This window comes from Pseudomonas sp. MWU13-2100 (assembly GCF_023242365.1).
GTDB lineage: Bacteria > Pseudomonadota > Gammaproteobacteria > Pseudomonadales > Pseudomonadaceae > Aquipseudomonas.
On the sequence record NZ_JALLIX010000008.1, the window covers coordinates 128,269 to 147,460 of the forward strand.

Genomic DNA, 19,192 nt, shown 5'->3' on the forward strand with positions numbered 1-19,192 from the left:
TGTTCTCCTAGGAACGAAACAGACGGCTGTATTGGCGCTCATGGGCCATGCACGCCAGGGACAGGCCGAAGGCGGCGCTGCCGATGGATTGAAGGTCCTGGGCCGTGGCGGCTTGCTGGGCCTGTTGTAGCAGGGGCAGCAATTCGCTGGTCAGGCGCTGGGCGGCTTGCTGGCCCAGCGGCAGGGTTTTCATCAGCACCGCCAGTTGGTTTTCCAGCCAGCTCCAGAGCCAGGCGGCCAGGGCGTCCTGGGGACTGATGTGCCAGGCGCGGGCGGCCAGGGCCCAGCCCAGGGCCAGGTGCGGTTCGCTTTGCTGTGCGAGGAAGGTGCGGGCGGCGTCATCCAGTTCCGGCAGGCCGCTGAGCAACTGCTGCAGGGAATAACCCATCTGCCGGCTTTCCTGATACAGCTCGCGGGTCTCACGGCTGGCGCGGTGTTCTTCGCAGTGCTGTTTCAGCGCTGCCCAGTTTTCCTGCGCCGCGGCGTGACAGTGGGCGAGCAGCAGTGGTGCCTCGAAGCGGGCCAGGTTGAGCAGCAGTTGATCGGCGATCCAGCGCCGGGCGCCGTCCGCGTCCTTGACCCGGGCCTGCTCCACGGCCATTTCCAGGCCCTGGGAATAGCTGTAGCCGCCGATGGGCAGTTGCGGGCTGGCCAGGCGCAACAGCGCCCAGGCCGGATTCATGGGCGCACACCGAACTGGTGCAGGCGCGGCGGGTAGTTGAAGTCCTCGTCGCCGTGGCGGGAGTGGTGATGGCCGCCGCCGTAGGCCCCGTGTTCCGGCTGGAACGGGGCTTCGAGGGTTTCGGTATGGGCGCCGAGCTGTTCGAGCATGGCCTTGAGCACGTAGTCGTCGAGCAGCCTGAGCCAGCCGTCGCCGACCTGCAGGGCGACATGGCGGTTGCCCAGGTGATAGGCGGCGCGGGTCAGTTCGAAGGCGTTGCTGCAGGTGACGTGCAGCAGTTGTTCGGGGCGGGCGCAGACCCGCACGATACGGCCGTCCTCGGCTTCCAGATATTCACCGTCATACAGCGGTGGCTGGCCACGTTCAAGGAACAGTCCTACGTCCTCGCCTTCGGCACTGAAACAGCGCAGGCGACTTTTGCTGCGGGCTTCGAAGTTCAGGTGCAGCTCGGCTGCCCAGATCGATTGCGCTTCGATTCTGCGATGAATCACCAACATCAGGAGGCTTCCGGCAATAAACGATGCTTGAGCTAGAGCAAGGGGCTTGCCAATCGTCCGCTGCGTAGGAAAGTCCCGTCAGAAAGCGTTGGGTGCCTGAAAAGGGAGCGTAGTCATGTTTCAGAATGTTTCAAGATGGTGCGCCGGTGGTGCTAGTGCGCCTTTGTGGTGCCTTGTGGACCTCGTCGCCGGCAAACCGGCTCCTGCAGGTCCGTGTTCCAACGCAGAGATTGCGTCGTGCCGGTGTAGGATGCGACATCGTGCGGGTAGCTGGATCTTGGCACGCTGCAAAACCTGTAGGAGCCGGCTTGCTGGCGATCCGGGTGCAGGGCACCCGCTCCGGTTACTCGGTACTCCCGAGCCCTTGCCAATGCTTCAATCCGATAAAGATGAAGCGCAACTGCTGGGTAATCTTGGCCTGGGGCGTCAGGTGTTCCGGCAAGGGCTCGGACGGTGGATCGATGATGTCCGGCAGGGTGGCGAACACACTCTTGACGATCAGGTCGGCCATGACCGTCAGTCCGGCCGCGTCCAGGTGGACGAGCTTGGGCATCAGCCCCAGGTCGGTCGCCAGGTCCGTGCTGATATTTTCCCGTAGCGCGCCGATGGCCTGGCGCACTGGCAGTGAGCCACCGTATTGCTCGCGGGCAAGAAACAGGAACTGCGAGCGATTGGCCGCCACCACATCGAGAAAGATCCGCACCGACGCATCGATAATGCCGCCCATGACGAACTCGTTATGGCGCACCAGTCGAATGGTTTCGCGGAAGGTCTGGCCGACTTCGCGGACCAGGGCCAGGCCGAGTTGGTCCATGTCGTCGAAATGCCGGTAGAAACCGGTGGGCACGATCCCGGCGGTCTTCGCCACTTCCCGCAGGCTCAGGCTGCCGAAGCCACGGCCGGATTCCATCAGGTGCCGGGCGGCGTCCATGAGCGCGTGTCGAGTCTGTTGTTTCTGTTCGGCGCGGGGCAGCATCGCAAGGGTATTTTCTGGATGAAGAGAGCGGCGCACTCTAGCAAATCAGCTTTGCCGGCGTCGAACCAAGAGAAGGGGTATCGAGGGCACTTCGAATGTTCAGGGCCCTGAAATATCAAAGCCCGATCCAGGAGACCGGGCTTTGTTCCAGGCCAGCAAGGCCTTAACTCAGGCTGCTGTTGCGTTCGATCACACGGTCACCGCCGCCTTCGGCCAGACCTTTCTCTTCCAGGCGAGCACGGCCGCCTTCGGCGACGAATTGGCCTTGTGGAGTCTTGTCGTAGCCATCGGAAGCGAGGCCTTGGCCTTGTGGAGTCTTGTCATAGCCATCGGAAGCGAGACCTTGACCTTGTGGGGTCTTGTCATAGCCATCGGAAGCGAGACCTTGACCTTGTGGGGTCTTGTCATAGCCATCGGAAGCGAGACCTTGACCTTGTGGGGTCTTGTCATAGCCATCGGAAGCGAGACCCTGACCTTGTGGAGTCTTGTCATAGCCATCGGAAGCGAGACCCTGACCTTGTGGGGTCTTGTCCGAACCATCGGAAGCCAGAGTGTTCAGTACTTGGCTAACAGTTGCATGGCTGGCTTGAGCCTGTGGAGCAGCCTGTTCGCGGGCTGGCAACGCGTAGGCATTGGCAGCCAGGACGGCAAGGGTGAGGCTGAGGATTAATTGACGTTTCATGATCGGTTGCTCCGTAGGAGGGCGATAAAGTGGGTACGGAGCTAATGCTACTCTTGCAAAATCGATATAAAAGTTCATAAGCACAATGTTAATAATCAACGGAATTGATGGTTATGCCCAAACCCCTCTAGGTCGAGGCTTTCAGAGCGTTACCTTTGCCCCGTGATGGGTATTTTCGACCCACTGCCGCGCCACATGGGGGCAGGCAGTGAACGAAAAGCTGGCGGATTGGTCAGGACCGCTCATTCCTTGCCGTTGTCGATTAATGGTTTTTGGCGTTAAACCTTGTCGGGCGTTTGCCGGTCGTAAAGGCATAATGCGTCGATTTTTGGACGCTCAGTCGTTCTAGGAGCCCCGTGCAATGACACGCACTCGAAAGATTCTTGCCTGGAGCGGCGCCAGTCTCGTCCTCCTGCTGGCCATACTGGTCGCTGCCATCGTCCTGTTCGATTGGAACCGGGTCAAACCGCCGATCAACGCCAAGGTCTCAGCCATCCTCCATCGGCCCTTCGCCATCAATGGCGATTTGTCCCTGCGCTGGCAGCGGGAAGCCGACGAAGGTGGCTGGCGGGCCTGGGTGCCGTGGCCGCATCTGATCGCCGAGGACCTGACGCTGGGCAATCCCGATTGGTCGAAGAACCCGCAGATGGTCACGCTCAAGCGAGTCGAGTTGCGTCTTTCGCCATTGCCCCTTCTGGCGCAGCAGGTGGTCATTCCGCGCATCGACCTGACCGAACCCAATGCCAACCTCGAGCGCCTGGCTGATGGCCGAGCCAGTTGGACCTTCCAGTTCGATCCCAAGGATCCGAATGCCGAACCGTCCAACTGGGTGGTGGACATTGGCGCCATTGGCTTTGACAAAGGGCATGTCAGCTTCGACGACCAGAGCCTGAAAGCGCATCTGGACCTGGTGATCGACCCGCTGGGCAAGTCCATTCCATTTGGCGATATCGTCGGTGACAAGGCCGTGAAAAGAGCCCTGGAGAAGGGCTCGGCGCCCCAGGACTATGCCTTTGCGCTGAAGGTCAAAGGTCAGTACCACGGTCAGAACCTTGCCGGCAGCGGCAAGATCGGCGGCTTGTTCGCATTGCAGGACGCGACCAAGCCATTTCCGGTCCAGGCCGACGTGAAGGTCGCCGACACCCGGATCGCCGTTGCCGGGACCCTGACCGACCCGCGCAACCTCGGCGCCCTGGATCTGCGCCTGACGTTGTCCGGCTCCAGCCTGGGCAACCTCTACCCGCTGACCGGCGTCACCCTGCCGGATTCGCCGGCGTATGAGACCGACGGCCATCTGATCGCCAAGCTGCGCGATCCGGCCGGGGCGGCGTTCACCTACGAGAACTTCAACGGCAAGATCGGCACCAGCGATATTCATGGCGACCTCACTTATCTGGCGAGCCAGCCGCGGCCCAAGCTCAGCGGCACGCTGGTCTCCAACCAACTGCTGATGACCGACCTGGCGCCGCTGATCGGTGCTGACTCGAATGCCAAGCAGAAAGCCCGTGGCGGCGAAAGCAAACAGCCGGCGGACAGGCTGCTGCCGGTGGAAGAGTTCCGTACCGAGCGCTGGCGTGACATGGACGCTGATGTCGAATTCACCGGCAAACGCATCGTCCACAGCAGCGAATTGCCGTTCACCGATCTCTATACCCATCTGGTGCTCACCGACGGCGAGCTGAGCCTGGAGCCCCTGCGTTTCGGCGTGGCGGGCGGCAAGCTCGATGCGCAGATCCGCCTCAATGGCCGCGTCACGCCGATGCAGGGCCGGGCCAGGCTGACGGCGCGCAACTTCAAACTCAAGCAACTGTTCCCGACCTTCGAGCCGATGCAGACCAGCTTCGGCGAGCTCAATGGCGATGCGGATATCACCGGCACCGGCAACTCGGTGGCGAAGTTGCTTGGCACCTCCAACGGCGACCTGAAGATGCTGGTCAACGATGGCGCCATCAGTCGTGGACTGATGGAGATCGCCGGGCTTAACGTGGGCAACTACGTGGTCGGGAAAATCTTTGGCGACAAGGAAGTGAAGATCAACTGCGCGGCGGCGGACCTGGGGATCAAGAGCGGCCTGGCGACCACCCGGCTGTTTGTCTTCGATACCGAGAACGCGATCATCTATATCGATGGCACGGCCAACTTTGCCAGCGAGCAACTGGATCTGAAGATCACGCCTGAGTCCAAGGGCTTGCGGCTGTTGTCGTTGCGCTCGCCCTTGTACGTGCGGGGTAAGTTCATCAAGCCCGATGCCGGTGTGCAGGCGGTGCCGTTGATGTTGCGCGGCGCCGGCATGGTGGCCCTGGGCGTGATTGCCGGGCCGGCGGCGGGGCTGCTGGCGCTGGTGGCGCCCAGCGGCGATGTGCCGAACCAGTGCGCGCCGTTGCTGGAACAGATGCGGGCGGGCAAGGCGCCGAAGATGGTGAAGGACTGAACGCCTTGCCTGACACCGGCAGGCCCGCTCACCACAATGTATTTGTCATCTTCAATGTCGATGCTTTGATCTTCGCAGTGCCGCCGGGCTTTGGCTTTTGACCTTCAGGGACGTTCACGGGATGCCGCAAGAACTTGCCACACGTTATCCGCTGGTACTGGTGCCGGGCATGCTCGGTTTTGTCCGGCTGGTGTTTTTTCCCTATTGGTACGGGATCGTTCCGGCATTGCGCCGTGGTGGCGCGCAGGTGTTTCCGGTGGCGGTCTCACCGCTGCATTCCAGCGAGGCGCGCGGTGAGCAGTTGCTGGCGCGGATCGAGCAGATCCGCCGTGATACCGGGGCCGACAAGGTCAACCTGATCGGCCATAGCCAGGGGGCGCTGACCGCCCGTTATGCGGCGGCGAAACGGCCTGAGTGGGTGGCCTCGGTGACCTCGGTGGCCGGTCCCAATCATGGCTCGGAGCTGGCCGACTATGTTGACCAGCGCTACCCTCGTGAGGGGCTGCCAGCTCGGCTGCTCAGCCTGCTGCTTTGTATGGTGGCGCGGGTGATGGGCTGGCTGGACACGGGCCATTACGGGCTGCGGCTGCCGATGGACCTGCCGGCTTCACACCAGTCGCTGACCAGCGAAGGGGTTGCGCTGTTCAATCAGCAATACCCGCAGGGGTTACCGCAGAGCTGGGGCGGGCAGGGCGATGAACTGGTGAATGGGGTGCGTTACTACTCCTGGTCAGGAATCTTGCAGCCCGGGATCACCGATCGTGGGCGCAACCTGTTCGACGGCAGCAACCGCAGTTGCCGGTTGTTCGCCAAAACCTTCGTGCGCGAGGCCGGGCAGTGCGACGGCATGGTCGGTCGCAACAGCTCGCACCTCGGGATGGTGATCGGTGATGACTATCCGCTGGATCACTTCGATATCGTCAACCAGTCGTTCGGACTGGTGGGCAAGGGCGCGGAGCCGATCCGGTTGTTTGTCGAGCATGCGCGGCGGTTGAAGTCGGCGGGTGTCTGAAGGGGGCGTTCAACGCTGAATGCCCTGTCGCAGAGAGTGAAAATGCCAGCGCTGGCAGCGCTACTGGCACGTATTTCAGGGTGTAAAAGCGGCAGCTATTCGACGAGTCGCTGGACTATAGTTCGGCAGTCATCGACGAATCGGTGACCGGTCTTAGCCGATCGAAATACATGCTATTGGATGCACAAGCGCCTCCAGTACAATGCGGGCGCTTTTTGCCGCTTTGCGTTTTGCCATGGCGGCTGTGCGCGGGACATCTTCGGGTGTGCCGGGTTGTCCCAAAGTATGTCCCGGTCGGCTAACCCGCGTGCAGCTGCCACCCTCACTTGTTTAGCCGCAAAAGGGTGGTCGCTATTGAGCCTACATACTTTGGATTTGAATCATGACCAATTTCCGCCCGCTACAAAGCAACCTCACTGACGCCCCGGTGCTCTATCTCAAACTCGACGTCCCGGTGCGCAACCTCTACGAATTTGCCATACAGCGCCTCAAGGCGGCTCGCGACCTGAGCCACAGCCTGACCTGCATGAGCATCGGCAACACCTGCGACCGCGACCTCCAACACTTCGCCTCAGCGGCCTATCTGTTGTTGCAGGATGGCTGCGATGCGCTGGATGCAATGCAGGGGCGATTCACGGATCGTCAGCCAAGCGCCTTACAGGCCTGATCGGAAAAACGCGGATCTGAAAACACCACACAACCTGTAGGAGCGTGGCTTGCCCGCGAAGCTTTTAGCGTTCTCACGGGCCCTTCGCGGGCAAGCCCTGCTCCTACAAAGGACCGCGTTTGGCTTTGGCGGTTGGTTGGGATCAATCGTGGAAAACCATGTTTCTGGTTTCCCCCATCAACAGTGCCTGATTGCGCTCCGTCACGTCCCGAATGTAATCCCACAACAAGGTAATGCGCTTGAGCTTGCGCAGATCCTCCCGGCAGTACATCCAGAACTGCCGGGTGATATTCACCTCATCCGCCAGCACCGGCAGCAACCTCGGGTCCTGGGCCGCGAGGAAACACGGCAGGATCGCCAGCGCCCGGCCCTGCTGCGCCGCGACGAACTGGGCGATCACGCTGGTGCTGCGCAAATTCGCCGTGGCATTGGGCCGCCCATAGCTTCTGGCGACGCAATCAGTACCACTGACGGATCGGGTGCCTATCCGAACAGGCAGTTGTCCGGTTTTGCATGATTCGGCAACCTCTCTTGCCATGCCATTCCGGCGTGATCCTCCCCCTCACATCACCCAGCATCACAGCGGTGTTTGAGCTTCCTTGGGCGTAATGAAAAGGACAGCAAAATGAACAATGCAGAAACTGAAGGTCAGTGCACTGCTGCCGAACATCTGACCCAACAGCCCACCCGTCCAGTCAAGGCCATCCATGACTTCGCGACACTGGGTTCAAAGACCCGCATGGGTGGAGAAATCGTCACCGCCAGCACTGGCATGGAGATCAATGATCACCGCATCGCTTGCGTTGGCGACCTCGTGCGCTACCCCGACGGCAAGGAGAGCGAGATTGTCTCGGGTGCAGGTATCGCAGCGGCCTTCGATGGCCGGCCATTGGCGATTGTCGGCAGTGCCACCGACAACGGAGACACGGTCATCAATAGCCTGCAAAACGAAGCGCAGGTGGTGGAGTACATCGACGACAGCATTCCAGGCTTTCTACAGCCGGGTTACCTGGCGGAGCGTTCGACGTGAAGCGCTACCACATTACCGTGGGGGCGAAGACCACGGCGGGCGGTACCGTGCTGACCGGTTGGGAGTACGCCAAGATTGAAGGACAGCCCATGTCCAGGGAAGGTGATTTGGTTTCCTGCCCGGTCTGCCACAGTGAGGGGGTTATCGTCTGCACCGGGCCGCATCTGATAGAGCGGTTCGAAGGCAGGCAAACCGCACTGGAAGGCGATCTTTGCCGGTGCAAGTGCAACCCGCCGCCCACCTTGATTGCCAACCAGTGGTTGAAGAGTCAGCAGTTCAGCGCTGATCAACGGATGCCCTCGACCGCAACCGTCTCGCCTGCACCCAGTCTTGCCGTTCCAAGCGGCACGACCCGCCCAATCAACGCCTGCGTGTTCGCCAAATCCTGCTTCTCGGTGCCCCTGGGTTCGACCGACGCCGGAACGGAACCTGAACCCGCGAACCATTTTGGCGCCACGGCGCTGCTGGCTTCGACAGGCGCCGCTGGCACGGTCGGGCGGGTCGCCGGAACCTTGGGTAGCGATCTTGGCGCCTGGGCTGTACGTGGATTCGCCGGGGCCGCCGCCGGAGCAAGCTCGGCACTCAACGTCGTGCTGCTGGCCTTTTGGCCACGGACTATCGGTGATGCGACGCTGTACAGCCCGGAGCAACTGGCAAGCCTGCGCTCGGCCAGCACTCGGGTGCGCTTCCAGTTTCGCCGTGATGAGGTGGGAGAAATGCGGGTCTATGGCCTGCACACGAGACCTGACAGCGGCACGGATCGCGTGCCTGTTACACAGGCTCGATGGAATGCCGGCAAGAGCGCCATGGTCGCCGACCTGGACGGCATCAGCATCACCTGGACGCCGAACAATGGTCCGATGGTCAATGTACCCACGCCTTACCCCGGCACGCCGGAAAGGCTCGACAACCTGCTGGTTCATCCGATCCCGGCGGGTCAGGAAACACAGCTGGCCCACTACCCCGGACAGGAGGCCAACGACCTGACGTGGCAGGATACGATTATCACGTTTCCGGCTGACTCTGGTGTGCCGCCGTTGTATTTGGTGTTTGCCAAGCCGATGGTCAAGCCATTGGAGGTCGGGCCTGCTGGTGAGTTGCAGTCACGCAGCAAGAAGGATGGATTGGATATCGATCATATTCCGTCGCAAATGGCTTTGGAACGCTACCTCAAGAATAATGCCCCCGATATCGAACCAGCAGACATCAAGAGACTTCTGAGACGCGCCGCTAGCATCGCGATCCCCACCAAGGTGCACCAGAACTACAGTGAGACGTACGGCGGACGGAACAGCAAGAGCAAGCAACTCCGGGATGCTGTCGATCTACGTGAGGCGGTGGACAGCAACTTCAACACCATCAAGCGTTACCTGCTGGAGGACGGTTTCTCCAACACAGATCTTGAAGCCGCACGCGCTGATTTACATAAAATCAACCAAGAACAGGGGTGGTACTAATGGACTCCGCTACAGTCAACCGTTGGGTTAAGAGTTTGGGCCGCCACTACGATCAACTGGTCGCCGAGGGCACCATCCCCAGTATGCCCCTTCAAGAGCTCTATGAGGGGCGGGACTGGCTGGATATTGAGCCTGCTCCGGGTGTGGGAATGGAATTTTGGACGGATACAAAACGGCTCGAAAAGGTTCTTTTTACGCTGATTCCGACAGAGCATGGCGACCCCGTCTATAAGGGTGAATTACCCGTACCCTTCTCGTTAAAAATGGACCAGGCTGGAGTCCGGGCGCTTTTGGGTAAGCCGATGGAATCCAAAGGCCCTGTCAAGTTACCGGGTGGCCTTGGCATGCGTGGAGGCTGGGATGCCTACCGCCTTCAAGAAGATACCCACCCCAACGCGAGAGTAGGTTTCAGCTATACCGCTGACATGATGGTTAAAACGCTAGCCTTCGCCTTGATCAACACCGACCACGACTGACCCTCAGCCAAGGCTCTTCAAGTAAGTGCCTTGGCGACGGACTTGGCGGACTCGTGGAGTCTTTGGGGGTGGATCTCAGCGATCACTGTCCACTCGTTGACTTCGCGGCCAGTCCCTGGTGGGCAAGGGCACCTAACCGATCCGGATTTTTGAGCATGCTCGACGGCTGAGACAGGCTGAGGTTTGAAGGGGCTTCATGGCGGGGCGCCCTGTCGCAGAGAGTGAAAATGCCAGCGCTGGCAGCGCTACTGGTACGTATTTCAGGGTGTAAAAGCGGCAGCTATTCGACGGGGCGCTGGACTATAGTTCGGCAGTCATCGACGAATCGGTGACCGGTCTTAGCCGATCGAAACTGTTACGAAACGCAGAAGCGCCTTATGATGTCGGCGCTTTTTGCTGCCGGTTTTTTTGCCATGGCGGCTGTGCGTGGGACACCTGCGGGTGTGCCGAGTTTCGTAATAGTCTCGGTCGGCTAACCCGCGTACAGCTGCCACCCTCGTTTGTTTAGCCGCAGATGTTGGTGACTCTATGACTATTACGGAGTGACACCATGACCAATTTCCACCCGCTGCAAAGCAACCTCACTGACGCCCCGGTTCTCTCTGAGTGTGGCTTGCCCGCGAAGCTTTTAGCGATCTTGAGGGCCCTTCGCGGGCAAGCCCTGCTCCTACAAAGGACCGCGTTTGGCTTTGGCGGTTGGTTGGGATCAGTCGTGGAAAACCATGTTTCTGGTTTCCCCCATCAACAGCGCCTGATTGCGCTCCGTCACATCCCGAATGTAATCCCACAACAAGGTAATGCGCTTGAGCTTGCGCAGATCCTCCCGGCAGTACATCCAGAACTGCCGGGTGATATTCACCTCATCCGCCAGCACCGGCAGCAACCTCGGGTCCTGGGCCGCGAGGAAACACGGCAGGATCGCCAGCGCCCGGCCCTGCTGCGCCGCGACGAACTGGGCGATCACGCTGGTGCTGCGCAAATTCGCCGTGGCATTCGGCAGGGCATTGGCCAGGTACAGCAGTTCATTGCTGAACGCCAAGTCATCTACATAACTGACAAAGCGATGCCGGCCCAAATCATTGGCACGACGGATCGGCGGATGCTGGTCCAGATATTCCTGGGTTGCATACAGTTGCAAGCGGTAGTCACACAGCTTGCAGCACACATACGGTCCGTGCTCCGGGCGCTCCAGCGCAATGACGATATCCGCCTCGCGCTTGGACAAACTGATGAAGTGCGGCAACGGCAGGATATCGACGGAAATCGCCGGATAGGCGTCGACGAAATGACTCAACTGCGGAGTGATGAAAAAGCTGCCGAAACCTTCCGTGCAGCCCATCCGCACATGCCCCGACAGCGCCACCCCAGACCCCGAGACCTGCTCGCAAGCCATATGCAAGGTGCTCTCGATGGACTCCGCATAGCCCAGCAGACGCTGGCCCTCGGCGGTCAGCACAAAACCATTGGTCCGGGATTTTTCAAAGAGCAAGGTGCCTAGCGCACCCTCCAATGAGTTGATCCGGCGCGACACCGTGGTGTAGTCCACCCCCAGGCGTTTGGCCGCGCTGCTGGCCTTGCGGGTACGGGCGACCTCGAGGAAAAACTTCAGGTCGTCCCAGTTCAATGAACCTAAAGACGTGATGTTTTTTTGCATGTTGGTCCGGTTTTTATGTGCATTCTTATTAGAAGAACGCACATCTATACTCCAAAAACAGTCCAGTCACCATGCTCGGGCGCTGCCTCGCCCGTTTCGGACCGCCCGTCCAGGATTCGCCCCTACAACAATTCAGGAGACTTCAATGAACGTTTCTCTCAAGCCCGACACCACCCTCAAGACCGCCAAGCTGCTGATCAATGGCGAGTGGGTCGAATCCCAGACCAATGACTGGCACGACATCGTCAACCCGGCAACCCAAGAGGTCCTGGCCAAAGTCCCGTTCGCCACCGCCGCTGAAGTCAATGCCGCCATCGACGCCGCGCACCGCGCTTTCCAGACCTGGAAGCTGACCCCCATCGGCGCGCGCATGCGCATCATGCTCAAGCTGCAAGCGCTGATCCGCGAACACTCCAAGCGTATCGCCGTGGTCCTCAGCGCCGAGCAGGGCAAGACCATTGCCGATGCCGAAGGCGATATCTTCCGTGGCCTGGAAGTGGTGGAACACGCTTGCTCCATCGGCACTCTGCAGATGGGCGAGTTCGCCGAGAACGTCGCCGGCGGTGTCGACACCTATACCCTGCGCCAACCCATCGGTGTCTGCGCCGGGATCACCCCCTTCAACTTCCCGGCGATGATTCCGCTGTGGATGTTCCCGATGGCGATTGCCTGCGGCAACACCTTCGTCCTCAAGCCGTCCGAGCAGGACCCGCTGTCGACCCTGCTGCTGGTGGAGCTGGCGCTGGAAGCCGGTGTGCCGCCGGGCGTGCTGAACGTGGTGCATGGCGGCAAGGAGGTGGTGGATGCACTGTGCACCCACAAGGACATCAAGGCCGTTTCCTTCGTCGGTTCGACCGCCGTCGGCACCCATGTCTACGACCTCGCCGGCCGCCACGGCAAGCGCGTGCAGTCGATGATGGGGGCGAAAAACCACGCGGTGGTGCTGCCCGATGCCAACCGTGAACAGACCCTCAATGCCTTGGTCGGTGCCGGTTTCGGCGCGGCCGGCCAGCGCTGCATGGCCACCTCGGTGGTGGTGCTGGTGGGCGCGGCGAAACAATGGCTGCCGGACCTCAAGGCCCTGGCGCAGAAACTCAAGGTCAATGCCGGCAGCGAGGCGGGCACCGATGTCGGTCCGCTGATTTCCAAACGGGCGAAAGAGCGTGTGCTGGGCCTGATCGAAAGCGGCATCAAGGAAGGCGCCAAGCTCGAACTGGATGGCCGCGATATCCAGGTGCCGGGGTTCGAACAGGGCAACTTCGTCGGCCCGACCCTGTTCTCCGGGGTGACCACCGATATGCAGATCTACACCCAGGAAATCTTCGGCCCGGTGCTGGTGGTGCTGGAAGTCGACACCCTCGACGAGGCGATTGCCCTGGTCAACGCCAACCCGTTCGGCAACGGTACCGGCCTGTTCACCCAGAGCGGCGCCTCGGCGCGCAAGTTCCAGAGCGAAATCGATGTCGGTCAGGTCGGCATCAACATCCCGATCCCGGTGCCGGTGCCGTTCTTCAGCTTCACCGGTTCGCGCGGTTCCAAGCTCGGCGATCTCGGGCCGTACGGCAAGCAGGTGGTGCAGTTCTACACTCAGACCAAGACCGTCACCAGTCGCTGGTTCGACGATGACAGTGTCAACCATGGTGTGAACACCACCATCAATCTGCGCTGAGCGAGGAGTCTGCCATGAAGATTGCATTTATCGGCTTGGGCAACATGGGCGCGCCGATGGCGCGCAACCTGATCAAGGCCGGGCATAGCCTGAACCTGTTCGACCTGAACAAGAGCGTGCTGGAAGAGTTGGCAGCGCTTGGCGGGACCATCAGCGCATCGCCGAAAGCCGCGGCCCAGGGTAGTGAGCTGGTGATCACCATGCTGCCGGCGGCGGCCCATGTGCGCAGTGTCTGGCTGGGCGAGGACGGTGTGCTGGCCGGTATCGGTCGCGGTGTTCCGGCGGTGGATTGCAGCACCATCGATCCGCAGACCGCCAAGGATGTCGCGGCGGCGGCGGCCAAGCAGGGGGTGGCAATGGGCGATGCGCCGGTATCCGGTGGGACCGGCGGTGCGGCGGCCGGGACCCTGACCTTCATGGTCGGCGCTTCGGCGGAGCTGTTCGCCACCCTGCAACCGGTGCTGGTGCAGATGGGCCGCAACATCGTCCATTGCGGCGAAGTGGGCACCGGGCAGATCGCCAAGATCTGTAACAACCTGCTGCTGGGCATTTCCATGGTCGGGGTCAGCGAAGCCATGGCCCTGGGCGCGGCACTGGGGATCGACACCCAGGTGCTGGCCGGGGTCATCAACAGTTCCACCGGGCGTTGCTGGAGTTCGGAGACCTATAACCCCTGGCCGGGGATCGTCGAGACGGCGCCGGCTTCGCGTGGTTATACCGGCGGTTTCGGTGCCGAGTTGATGTTGAAGGATTTGGGGCTGGCGACGGAAGCGGCGCGTCAGGCGCATCAGCCGGTAGTGCTGGGCGCGGTGGCGCAGCAGCTTTACCAGGCGATGAGTTTGCGCGGGGACGGTGGCCTGGATTTCTCGGCGATCATCAACGGCTATCGCAAACCGTAGGTCTGTGGGGGCGGGGATTGGAGGATTGACGGATCGTTGCGGCGCCGCGAAGGGAGCACCGCGGTGTGCCTGCAAGACCGCGGTGCTCCCTTTGCGGGCAAGCTCCGCTCCCACAGGGTTTTTCGTATGACGATATTGTTGTGTTGGAACAGCGCTTTAATGTGGGAGCGGAGCTTGCCCGCGAAGAACGATAATGCGCTGTATCTGTAAGACCGCAGCCTTCTCTTCGCGGCGCAGCGGCGATGCGACAAGCTACGCACTCACACACCTGACCGCCCAGGGCGCGTAGAATCATCCCCCTGAAAATGCTTTCGAGGTGCGGGTGGTGGATCTACAGCAGGGTTTTGTCCTGACCCGGCATTGGCGCGACACCCCCACGGGCACGCAGGTCGAGTTCTGGCTGGCCACCGACAACGGTCCCCGGCATGTCCGGCTCCCGCCGCAACCCTCCGTCGCCTTCATTCCCGTCGCCCATCGCCAACGTGCCGAAGCCTTGCTGCGCGGTGAGCGTGGGGTCGAACTGCGTCCCCTGGAACTGCTGGACTTTCACCATCGCCCCGTCCTCGGCCTGTATTGCCAGCAACACCGGCAACTGATGAATATCGAAAAGCTGCTGCGCAAGGCCGGCGTCGATGTCTACGAAGCCGATATCCGCCCGCCCGAACGCTTCCTGATGGAGCGCTTTATCACCGCCCCGGTTCAGTTCGGCGGCACGGCCAATGCCGACGGCCCGCTGCTCGATACCCAGATGAAACCGGCGCCGGACTATCGTCCGCGCTTGAAACTGGTGTCGTTGGATATCGAGACCACCATGCAGGGCGAGCTGTATTCCATCGCCCTGGAAGGCTGCGGCGAGCGCCAGGTGTACATGCTCGGGCCGGCCAACGGCGACGCCTCGCAGGTGGACTTCAAGTTCGACTACCGCGACAGCCGTGCCGGCTTGCTCGAAGCCCTGAACGACTGGCTGGCCCTGCACGACCCCGACGCGATCATCGGCTGGAACCTGGTGCAGTTCGACCTGCGCGTACTGCACGAACACGCCGAGCGCCTGAAGGTGCCACTGCGCCTGGGACGTGGCGGCGACGTCATGGGCTGGCGCGACAACGGCGCACGCAATACCCACTACTTCGCGGCCGCCGCCGGGCGCTTGATCATCGACGGCATCGAGGCCCTGCGCTCGGCCACCTGGAGCTTTCCTTCCTTCAGCCTCGAATATGTGGCGCAACACCTGCTCGGTGAAGGCAAGTCCATCGACAACCCCTACCAGCGGATGGACGAAATCGACCGCATGTTCGCCGAGGACAAGCCCGCCCTGGCGCGCTACAACCTCAGGGACTGCGAGCTGGTGACGCGGATCTTCGACAAGACCCAGTTGCTGACCTTCCTGCTCGAACGCGCCACGGTCACCGGCCTGCCCACCGACCGCAGCGGCGGTTCGGTGGCGGCCTTCACCCATCTCTACCTGCCGTTGATGCATCGCCAGGGTTTTGTCGCGCCGAACCTGGGCGAGCGCACTCCCGAAGCCAGCCCCGGCGGTTTTGTGATGGACTCGCGGCCCGGCCTGTACGAGTCGGTGCTGGTGCTCGATTACAAAAGCCTCTATCCGTCGATCATCCGCACCTTTCTGATCGACCCGGTAGGTCTGGTGGAAGGCCTGCGCCATCCCGACGACAGTGACTCGGTAGCCGGCTTTCGTGGCGCGCGTTTCTCACGCACGCGGCATTGCCTGCCGGCCATCGTCGAGAGCGTCTGGCGGGGGCGGGAGGCGGCCAAGCGCGAGCACAATGCGCCGCTGTCCCAGGCCTTGAAGATCATCATGAACGCCTTCTACGGTGTGCTTGGTTCCAGCGGCTGTCGCTTCTTCGATACGCGCCTGGCGTCCTCCATCACCCTGCGTGGTCACGAGATCATGCGACGGACCCGGCAGTTGATCGAGGCCCAGGGTTATGCGGTGATCTATGGCGACACCGACTCCACCTTTGTCTGGCTCAAACGCGCCCACAGCGATGACGATGCCGCGCAGATCGGTCGCAGCCTGGTGGCCCAGGTCAACCAATGGTGGCGTGAGCACCTGCAGCAGGAGCTCGGGTTGAGCAGCGCCCTGGAGTTGCAGTTCGAAACCCACTTCAGCCGCTTCCTGATGCCGACCATCCGGGGTGCCGAGGAGGGCAGCAAGAAACGTTATGCCGGGTTGGTCACCCGTGCCGACGGTAGCCAGGAGATGATCTACAAGGGGCTGGAAACCGTGCGCAGCGACTGGTCGCCATTGGCCCAGGATTTCCAGCAGGAGTTGTACCGGCGGATCTTCGACCGGATGCCCTATCAGGACTATGTGCGTGACTATGTGCGTCGCACTTTGGCCGGCGAGCTGGACGACCGACTGATTTACCGCAAGCGCCTGCGCCGCCAGTTGGGCGACTACCAGCGCAACGTGCCGCCCCATGTGCGGGCCGCGCGCCTGGCCGACGAGTACAACGACGCGCAAGGTCGGCCCCGGCAGTACCAGAGCGGTGGCTGGATCAGCTACGTGATCACCCTGGCCGGCCCCGAACCGCTGGAGATACGCCGCGCGCCGATCGACTACGACCACTACATCACTCGGCAGCTACAACCGGTGGCGGACGCGATCCTGCCGTTTGTGCAGGATGATTTCAGCACCCTGATCGGCGGGCAGTTGGGATTGTTCTGAGCCACGCAGCGGGGTGAATTTCAGAGCAGACAGGCACCAGATTGGCGCGACGGCTGCACCGCTCTCGCGCTTTGGTCTTATCAAGCCGCCCTCAACGTATCGCTCAAATGATGTTCAGTACGATTACGCGCCGAAAAAGAGCCTGAAAGACCCTTGCTCGGAAAATAAGCGTCTACGCTGAGCAAGCACTCTAAAGAACAATTTACATCGCTCGATGTATCCATTCTAAAGCGTTCAGTCGCGCCAATCGAAAAGCGACCACACGACACAGCCCATTCAAGAGCATGTCTGCAAGCACCCATCAGACGGCTTATGGTTTTTCTGGCGCGTATTTTGCTGAAGCGTGTTTATCAGGCTTGCGGTTGTGACCAATTTCGCACGCATATGTATTCAAAATAACGCCAATCAGAATGCGCAAAATCATGGGAGTCAGCCCAATGTCTATCGATGCAAACCAGGTCCCGGTGGTCGTCATCACCGGCGCCCACGCCCAGCTCTACAACCAGGATCTCGCTCCCACGTCGGCGCAGGGACGCACCTGGGGGACGTTCAGCCTGTTCTCGATGTGGATGTCCGACGTTCACTCGGTCGGCGGTTATACCTTTGCCGCCAGCCTGTTCTTTCTCGGGCTGACGGGCTGGCAGGTGCTGCTCTCGATGATCGTCGGGATCACGATCGTCTACTTCCTGATGAACCTGATCGGCAGGCCATCGCAAAAATATGGCATCCCCTTCCCGGTGGTCGCGCGTATGTCTTTCGGCGTCCGGGGCGCCAATCTCGCCGCGGTGGTGCGGGGGATCGTCGGTATCGTCTGGTACGGCGTGCAGACCTATTTCGCCTCCAAGGCGGTGCAGGTGCTGGTGATCGCGGTACTGCCCTGGGCGGCGGACTTCACCCACAACAGCCTGCTGGGGCTGTCCACCCTGGGCTGGATCAGTTTCACCTTCATGTGGTTCTTTCAGCTGGTGATCTTCCTCGCCGGGATGGAGACGATTCGCAAATTTATCGATTTCTGCGGCCCGGTGGTCTATCTGGTCATGTTCGCGCTGGCCGGCTGGATGATCTCCAAGACCGGCCTGGGCAGCTTCTCGATGCAGTTCTCCGACAAGCACTTCACGGGCCTGGAGTCGATCGGTCTGATGGCCAGCGCCGCGATGCTGATCGTTGCCTACTTTGCCGCGCTGTTGCTTAACTTCGGCGACTTTTCCCGTTTCGCCAAGACTGAAGCGGTGATGAAAAAAGGCAACTTCTGGGGCCTGCCGGTGAATTTCATCGTCTTCGCGATCATCACGGTGATTGTCACGGGCGGTTCGATGAAGGTCTTCGGCGAGGCGATCATGGACCCGGTGCTGATTGTCGAGAAAATCAATAACCCACTGGTCTCGATCATTGGCGCGCTGACCTTCATCGTCGCCACCATGGGCATCAATATCGTGGCGAACTTCGTCTCGCCCGCCTATGACATCGCCAATCTGGCACCGCAGAAAATCAACTTCAGACTGGGCGGCCTGATCACTTCGATCCTGTCGGTGCTGGTCTGCCCCTGGCTGTTCGTCTCGAGTCCCCAGGCGATCACGATATTCGTGAGTATCTTCGGTGCCGTGCTGGGGCCGATGTTCGGCATTATGGTCGCCGACTACTATCGGGTGAAGCGCCAGGTCATCAAGCTGGAGGATCTGTACACGCTGTCGCCTGAAGGCTCGCTGTATTTCGAGGGCGGCTGGAACAGCAAGGCCTTGTTCGCCCTGATCGTTTCGGGAAGCCTGTCGATCGGCTTGGCGTTGCTGGGCGCATTCGGCTTGATTTTCAATGTCGGTGACTGGGGCTGGCTGATCGGTGCCGGCAGCGCAGCGCTTGTCTATGTGGCGGCCAATCGCTGGGGGACGGCCGTTTCAGCCCTCGGCGAAACGGTCTAGAGGGGCTGGTGAAACGACGTGACAGGGTTGCTCGTCGTTTCACCAGCGGTCGGTTCCGGCGCCGCCGAATCAGGCGAAGACGAAGTACTTGCGCACGGTTTCCACGACTTCCCAGGTGCCTTTCATCCCGGGCTCGATCACGAAGATATCGCCGGCACGCAGGTGGATCGGCGCCAGGCCGTCCGGGGTGATGATGCAGTAGCCTTCCTGGAAGTGGCAGTACTCCCACTTCAGGTACTCGACCCGCCATTTGCCCGGGGTGCAGATCCAGGTGCCCATGATCTTGCTGCCGTCTTCGCTGGTGTAGGCATTGAGGTTGACGGTGTGCGGGTCGCCCGCCAGTTTTTCCCATTTGCAGGCATCAAGGACCGGCAACGGGTGGGTATCGCGCAGAACGGTGATCGGTGGATTGGACATGTTGGGCTCCGGGCGCAGGTTCGTGAGGAAGCCTGCAC

16 protein-coding genes and 1 pseudogene are annotated in these 19,192 nt (G+C 61.1%); 10 read left to right on the forward strand and 7 right to left on the reverse strand.

The window, feature by feature from the left end:
- Positions 1 to 7 precede the first annotated feature (7 nt).
- From M5B99_RS08330 to M5B99_RS08345, 4 genes are all read right to left on the reverse strand, one after another.
- Complete coding sequence (locus M5B99_RS08330; protein WP_248803581.1) at positions 8 to 682, reverse strand: urease accessory protein UreF; 675 nt, start codon at positions 680 to 682, stop codon at positions 8 to 10.
- A complete protein-coding gene (gene ureE, locus M5B99_RS08335; RefSeq protein ID WP_248803582.1) occupies positions 679 to 1,179 on the reverse strand; it encodes an urease accessory protein UreE in 501 nt (166 codons plus the stop codon). Before ureE ends, M5B99_RS08330 begins: the two co-directional genes overlap by 4 nt.
- Positions 1,180 to 1,522: 343 nt before the next feature.
- Complete coding sequence (locus M5B99_RS08340) at positions 1,523 to 2,155, reverse strand: TetR family transcriptional regulator (protein WP_248796068.1); 633 nt, start codon at positions 2,153 to 2,155, stop codon at positions 1,523 to 1,525.
- Positions 2,156 to 2,318: 163 nt separating this feature from the next.
- Complete coding sequence (locus M5B99_RS08345; protein ID WP_248803583.1) at positions 2,319 to 2,837, reverse strand: hypothetical protein; 519 nt, start codon at positions 2,835 to 2,837, stop codon at positions 2,319 to 2,321.
- A gap of 361 nt (positions 2,838 to 3,198) precedes the next feature.
- On the opposite strand from M5B99_RS08345, the gene M5B99_RS08350 reads away from it, so the two are divergent.
- From M5B99_RS08350 to M5B99_RS08360, 3 genes are all read left to right on the forward strand, one after another.
- On the forward strand, positions 3,199 to 5,268 hold the full coding sequence (locus M5B99_RS08350; protein WP_248803584.1) for an AsmA family protein: 2,070 nt from the start codon (positions 3,199 to 3,201) through the stop codon (positions 5,266 to 5,268).
- 121 nt (positions 5,269 to 5,389) lie between these two features.
- Entirely contained in the window at positions 5,390 to 6,280 is an 891-nt protein-coding gene (locus M5B99_RS08355) for an esterase/lipase family protein (protein WP_248803585.1), read from the forward strand.
- 382 nt (positions 6,281 to 6,662) lie between these two features.
- Positions 6,663 to 6,947: a hypothetical protein gene (locus M5B99_RS08360; protein ID WP_100939661.1), complete on the forward strand. Its 285-nt coding sequence runs from the start codon at positions 6,663 to 6,665 to the stop codon at positions 6,945 to 6,947.
- A gap of 142 nt (positions 6,948 to 7,089) precedes the next feature.
- On the opposite strand, the pseudogene M5B99_RS08365 reads toward M5B99_RS08360, so the two are convergent.
- Positions 7,090 to 7,380 (reverse strand): annotated as a pseudogene (locus M5B99_RS08365) (LysR family transcriptional regulator); the annotation flags it as partial.
- Between the two features lie 192 nt (positions 7,381 to 7,572).
- On the opposite strand from M5B99_RS08365, the gene M5B99_RS08370 reads away from it, so the two are divergent.
- From M5B99_RS08370 to M5B99_RS08380, 3 genes are read left to right on the forward strand one after another with little or no spacing between them, the layout of a single operon-like run.
- Complete coding sequence (locus M5B99_RS08370) at positions 7,573 to 7,977, forward strand: PAAR domain-containing protein (protein WP_248803586.1); 405 nt, start codon at positions 7,573 to 7,575, stop codon at positions 7,975 to 7,977.
- Entirely contained in the window at positions 7,974 to 9,434 is a 1,461-nt protein-coding gene (locus M5B99_RS08375) for an S-type pyocin domain-containing protein (RefSeq protein ID WP_248803587.1), read from the forward strand. Before M5B99_RS08370 ends, M5B99_RS08375 begins: the two co-directional genes overlap by 4 nt.
- Positions 9,434 to 9,910, forward strand: coding sequence for a DUF6392 family protein (locus M5B99_RS08380; protein WP_248803588.1), 477 nt, complete (start codon positions 9,434 to 9,436; stop codon positions 9,908 to 9,910). Before M5B99_RS08375 ends, M5B99_RS08380 begins: the two co-directional genes overlap by 1 nt.
- Before the next feature lie 706 nt (positions 9,911 to 10,616).
- On the opposite strand, the gene M5B99_RS08385 is transcribed toward M5B99_RS08380, so the two are convergent.
- Complete coding sequence (locus M5B99_RS08385; RefSeq protein ID WP_248803589.1) at positions 10,617 to 11,564, reverse strand: LysR family transcriptional regulator; 948 nt, start codon at positions 11,562 to 11,564, stop codon at positions 10,617 to 10,619.
- A 145-nt stretch (positions 11,565 to 11,709) separates the two neighbouring features.
- Here M5B99_RS08385 and M5B99_RS08390 point away from each other — a divergent pair, with 145 nt between their 5' ends.
- The 4 genes from M5B99_RS08390 to M5B99_RS08405 all read left to right on the forward strand — a co-directional run bounded on the left by M5B99_RS08390 (position 11,710) and on the right by M5B99_RS08405 (position 18,737).
- Positions 11,710 to 13,233, forward strand: a complete 1,524-nt coding sequence (locus tag M5B99_RS08390; RefSeq protein ID WP_248803590.1) for a CoA-acylating methylmalonate-semialdehyde dehydrogenase — start codon at positions 11,710 to 11,712, stop codon at positions 13,231 to 13,233.
- A gap of 14 nt (positions 13,234 to 13,247) precedes the next feature.
- Complete coding sequence (mmsB, locus tag M5B99_RS08395) at positions 13,248 to 14,132, forward strand: 3-hydroxyisobutyrate dehydrogenase (RefSeq protein ID WP_248803591.1); 885 nt, start codon at positions 13,248 to 13,250, stop codon at positions 14,130 to 14,132.
- A gap of 325 nt (positions 14,133 to 14,457) precedes the next feature.
- Positions 14,458 to 16,821 (forward strand): DNA polymerase II, encoded by a 2,364-nt coding sequence (locus tag M5B99_RS08400; protein WP_248803592.1) that lies wholly within the window; start codon positions 14,458 to 14,460, stop codon positions 16,819 to 16,821.
- A gap of 437 nt (positions 16,822 to 17,258) precedes the next feature.
- Positions 17,259 to 18,737, forward strand: a complete 1,479-nt coding sequence (locus M5B99_RS08405) for an NCS1 family nucleobase:cation symporter-1 (RefSeq protein ID WP_248803593.1) — start codon at positions 17,259 to 17,261, stop codon at positions 18,735 to 18,737.
- A gap of 69 nt (positions 18,738 to 18,806) precedes the next feature.
- Here the strand turns inward: M5B99_RS08405 and M5B99_RS08410 are convergent, their stop codons facing one another.
- Complete coding sequence (locus tag M5B99_RS08410) at positions 18,807 to 19,154, reverse strand: cupin domain-containing protein (RefSeq protein ID WP_103496138.1); 348 nt, start codon at positions 19,152 to 19,154, stop codon at positions 18,807 to 18,809.
- Positions 19,155 to 19,192 lie beyond the last annotated feature (38 nt).